Source organism: Bacillus sp. PPSBB_2 (assembly GCF_045291115.1).
GTDB lineage: Bacteria > Bacillota > Bacilli > Bacillales > Bacillaceae_G > Bacillus_A > Bacillus_A cereus.
The window spans coordinates 302,342-307,341 of sequence record NZ_CP147983.1; the positions used below are offsets into that span (position 1 = coordinate 302,342).

Consider the following 5,000-nt stretch of genomic DNA (forward strand, 5'->3'; position numbering starts at 1 on the left):
TTTTAGTTTGGTTAAGTTAGAAAGGGCGCACGGTGGATGCCTTGACACTAGGAGTCGATGAAGGACGGGACTAACGCCGATATGCTTCGGGGAGCTGTAAGTAAGCTTTGATCCGAAGATTTCCGAATGGGGAAACCCACCATACGTAATGGTATGGTATCCTTATCTGAATACATAGGGTAAGGAAGACAGACCCAGGGAACTGAAACATCTAAGTACCTGGAGGAAGAGAAAGCAAATGCGATTTCCTGAGTAGCGGCGAGCGAAACGGAACATAGCCCAAACCAAGAGGCTTGCCTCTTGGGGTTGTAGGACATTCTATACGGAGTTACAAAGGAACGAGGTAGACGAAGCGACCTGGAAAGGTCCGTCGTAGAGGGTAACAACCCCGTAGTCGAAACTTCGTTCTCTCTTGAATGTATCCTGAGTACGGCGGAACACGTGAAATTCCGTCGGAATCTGGGAGGACCATCTCCCAAGGCTAAATACTCCCTAGTGATCGATAGTGAACCAGTACCGTGAGGGAAAGGTGAAAAGCACCCCGGAAGGGGAGTGAAAGAGATCCTGAAACCGTGTGCCTACAAATAGTCAGAGCCCGTTAACGGGTGATGGCGTGCCTTTTGTAGAATGAACCGGCGAGTTACGATCCCGTGCGAGGTTAAGCTGAAGAGGCGGAGCCGCAGCGAAAGCGAGTCTGAATAGGGCGTTTAGTACGTGGTCGTAGACCCGAAACCAGGTGATCTACCCATGTCCAGGGTGAAGTTCAGGTAACACTGAATGGAGGCCCGAACCCACGCACGTTGAAAAGTGCGGGGATGAGGTGTGGGTAGCGGAGAAATTCCAATCGAACCTGGAGATAGCTGGTTCTCCCCGAAATAGCTTTAGGGCTAGCCTTAAGTGTAAGAGTCTTGGAGGTAGAGCACTGATTGGACTAGGGGTCCTCATCGGATTACCGAATTCAGTCAAACTCCGAATGCCAATGACTTATCCTTAGGAGTCAGACTGCGAGTGATAAGATCCGTAGTCAAAAGGGAAACAGCCCAGACCGCCAGCTAAGGTCCCAAAGTGTGTATTAAGTGGAAAAGGATGTGGAGTTGCTTAGACAACTAGGATGTTGGCTTAGAAGCAGCCACCATTTAAAGAGTGCGTAATAGCTCACTAGTCGAGTGACTCTGCGCCGAAAATGTACCGGGGCTAAATACACCACCGAAGCTGCGGATTGATACCAATGGTATCAGTGGTAGGGGAGCGTTCTAAGGACAGTGAAGTCAGACCGGAAGGACTGGTGGAGTGCTTAGAAGTGAGAATGCCGGTATGAGTAGCGAAAGACGGGTGAGAATCCCGTCCACCGAATGCCTAAGGTTTCCTGAGGAAGGCTCGTCCGCTCAGGGTTAGTCAGGACCTAAGCCGAGGCCGACAGGCGTAGGCGATGGACAACAGGTTGATATTCCTGTACCACCTCTTTATCGTTTGAGCAATGGAGGGACGCAGAAGGATAGAAGAAGCGTGCGATTGGTTGTGCACGTCCAAGCAGTTAGGCTGATAAGTAGGCAAATCCGCTTATCGTGAAGGCTGAGCTGTGATGGGGAAGCTCCTTATGGAGCGAAGTCTTTGATTCCCCGCTGCCAAGAAAAGCTTCTAGCGAGATAAAAGGTGCCTGTACCGCAAACCGACACAGGTAGGCGAGGAGAGAATCCTAAGGTGTGCGAGAGAACTCTGGTTAAGGAACTCGGCAAAATGACCCCGTAACTTCGGGAGAAGGGGTGCTTTCTTAACGGAAAGCCGCAGTGAATAGGCCCAAGCGACTGTTTAGCAAAAACACAGCTCTCTGCGAAGCCGTAAGGCGAAGTATAGGGGGTGACACCTGCCCGGTGCTGGAAGGTTAAGGAGAGGGGTTAGCGTAAGCGAAGCTCTGAACTGAAGCCCCAGTAAACGGCGGCCGTAACTATAACGGTCCTAAGGTAGCGAAATTCCTTGTCGGGTAAGTTCCGACCCGCACGAAAGGTGTAACGATTTGGGCACTGTCTCAACCAGAGACTCGGTGAAATTATAGTACCTGTGAAGATGCAGGTTACCCGCGACAGGACGGAAAGACCCCGTGGAGCTTTACTGTAGCCTGATATTGAATTTTGGTACAGTTTGTACAGGATAGGCGGGAGCCATTGAAACCGGAGCGCTAGCTTCGGTGGAGGCGCTGGTGGGATACCGCCCTGACTGTATTGAAATTCTAACCTACGGGTCTTATCGACCCGGGAGACAGTGTCAGGTGGGCAGTTTGACTGGGGCGGTCGCCTCCTAAAGTGTAACGGAGGCGCCCAAAGGTTCCCTCAGAATGGTTGGAAATCATTCGTAGAGTGCAAAGGCATAAGGGAGCTTGACTGCGAGACCTACAAGTCGAGCAGGGACGAAAGTCGGGCTTAGTGATCCGGTGGTTCCGCATGGAAGGGCCATCGCTCAACGGATAAAAGCTACCCCGGGGATAACAGGCTTATCTCCCCCAAGAGTCCACATCGACGGGGAGGTTTGGCACCTCGATGTCGGCTCATCGCATCCTGGGGCTGTAGTCGGTCCCAAGGGTTGGGCTGTTCGCCCATTAAAGCGGTACGCGAGCTGGGTTCAGAACGTCGTGAGACAGTTCGGTCCCTATCCGTCGTGGGCGTAGGAAATTTGAGAGGAGCTGTCCTTAGTACGAGAGGACCGGGATGGACGCACCGCTGGTGTACCAGTTGTTCTGCCAAGGGCATAGCTGGGTAGCTATGTGCGGAAGGGATAAGTGCTGAAAGCATCTAAGCATGAAGCCCCCCTCAAGATGAGATTTCCCATAGCGTAAGCTAGTAAGATCCCTGAAAGATGATCAGGTTGATAGGTTCGAGGTGGAAGCATGGTGACATGTGGAGCTGACGAATACTAATAGATCGAGGACTTAACCATATAATATGTAGCAAATGTTATCTAGTTTTGAAGGAATATGCCTTCATAGTTTGGTGATGATGGCAGAGAGGTCACACCCGTTCCCATACCGAACACGGAAGTTAAGCTCTCTAGCGCCGATGGTAGTTGGGACCTTGTCCCTGTGAGAGTAGGACGTCGCCAAGCAAGAACCTAAGTCATTTTGACTTAGGTTTTTTGTGTTTATTTTTATTATTTTTATTATTTTTAATTTAAAGGTAAGAATTACCTTTTCAAGAATATAGTCCAGATATAAAAAGAATGTTTGTGATCTTACATAACCTTTTGTGCTTTTAAAGGATTTTACATTAGAAAAAATCTATAATTAAGGTAGTTAACATATATTTTTGATGGGTGTGGGGAATTATGAAAGAAATATGCATGTTATTAGTGGCTGTTATATTATGGGGCACAGCCATTGCGCCAACAAAATGGGCGTTAGAATCTATTCAGCCGTTTACTTTGTTATTTATTCGTCTTTTCTTTGCAGGTGGAATTTGTATGCTATTCTCATTTAAGGAACTACAAAAATCAGTTGTACATAAAAAAGTTCCATGGAAAAGAATGAGTTTGTTAGCTTTTACCGGTGTAGCTGGTTATTTTATGTTTACATCCTACGGCATTTCTTTAACAAGTGGATTACATGTGAGTATTATAGATGCTGCATTACCATTAGTTACAATTCTTTTTTCAGCACTCTTTTTAAAAGAGGAAATTCGATTGAATTATTGGATAGGAATTATATTGGGTGCTATAGGAGTACTCTTTATTACGATTCCATCTAAAAGTGCTAATCAAGAAGTGTCCTTAATAGGAGATATACTAATATTATTAAGTACTTTTCTATTTGCTTTCTACACAGTTTTGCTAAAACGACCAAAACAAGAACAGTATTTATCAAACGAGGTTTTTACAACATTAACTTTAATTATTGGAGCTGTTATTCTCTTACCGTTTGCACTGGTAGAAATTTTTTATTACGGTCTCCCAAAGGTTGAAACCTGGAAAACGGGACTTAGTGTAATATACCTTGTTATTGGAGCAACAATTTTAGCGTATTGGTTTTGGAATAAAGCGCTAGAGAGAGTTTCAGCATCAGTAAGCGGATTATATTTAAATGCATTACCATTAATAAGTATTATTACTTCAATTATTCTATTAAATGAATCTCTGACATGGAGAGTAATAATGGGAGCGAGTTTAGTCTTAATTGGAGTAGGATGGGCGGATAAGCAAAAGTTATGTAATCTATTAAAAGGTAACAAGGTGGAGAATAGAGACTGTTAAACAGTATGATTTATATAATTGAAATGTTAAAAAGATACCTTATATATGAAGTATCTTTTTTATTTAGCAAAGATAATAGACTAAAGTTAGTATGGATATTCTTTGCTGTATTTATATGTGTCGAAATCATTTTGAAATATTGTTTGGACAAGTTGTATACATTCAGTATCATAAAAGCTTTCAAAAGTTGGATGACGTGGAAATAAAGGATCAGTAATATCGCCTTCGCTAAAATTCCCTTTATAAATCATGGCGGGAGTTTGATGATGCCATGATGTTGAGAACTCATTTATTGGTGCGGTTTTTAATTCGAAACGCTTTTCTAATTCTTTCATTTCCTGATCGAAGTTTTCTAAGTATATATAATTGGTCACATATTCTTCTTCACCAGCTATATATTGTTGTGTGAAATGTGGGTTAATATCACTTGCGTGAGCCCCTTTTATAAATAGATAGTATAGAAATTGTTTAAATGAGATCCCTTTGGAGGAATTTTCATCTTGATATAAAAACTTTCGGATGGGTTTCCATTCGGGATTTTCCATATAAGGAGGTCCAATTAAGGATACGAAGGAACTGACTGCTCTCCTATAAGGGTTACGAACAAGTTTAAAAGTTTCTTTTTGTTTTTCTCGTAACGCTACTCCTAGTCGTACACTATAGGCAGGTGTACTTTTGTATATATCATATTCATAATTATGAATGAAAGGACTATAACTTAGAGCGGTTTGTAATAAATCAATCTGGTAAAAGAACCATTTAGC

Annotated in this window: 2 protein-coding genes and 2 rRNA genes (1 of these 4 cut by a window edge); 3 read left to right on the forward strand and 1 reads right to left on the reverse strand. The window is 43.8% G+C overall.

The annotated features are described in order from the left end of the window. Positions 1-9: 9 nt before the first annotated feature. The 3 genes from V6946_RS01585 to V6946_RS01595 all read left to right on the forward strand — a co-directional run bounded on the left by V6946_RS01585 (position 10) and on the right by V6946_RS01595 (position 4,236). A 23S ribosomal RNA gene (locus tag V6946_RS01585) occupies positions 10-2,931 on the forward strand. Positions 2,932-2,980: 49 nt separating this feature from the next. Next, a 5S ribosomal RNA gene (gene rrf, locus V6946_RS01590) occupies positions 2,981-3,096 on the forward strand. 219 nt (positions 3,097-3,315) lie between these two features. Further along, positions 3,316-4,236, forward strand: a complete 921-nt coding sequence (locus tag V6946_RS01595) for a DMT family transporter (RefSeq protein ID WP_000658274.1) — start codon at positions 3,316-3,318, stop codon at positions 4,234-4,236. A gap of 86 nt (positions 4,237-4,322) precedes the next feature. Here the strand turns inward: V6946_RS01595 and V6946_RS01600 are convergent, their stop codons facing one another. Next, positions 4,323-5,000, reverse strand: partial view of a sulfotransferase family 2 domain-containing protein gene (locus V6946_RS01600; protein ID WP_000483017.1) — the 3' portion only. Its footprint extends 114 nt past the window's final position; the window shows 678 of its 792 coding nt (coding positions 115-792); the start codon falls outside the window, past its right edge; the stop codon is at positions 4,323-4,325.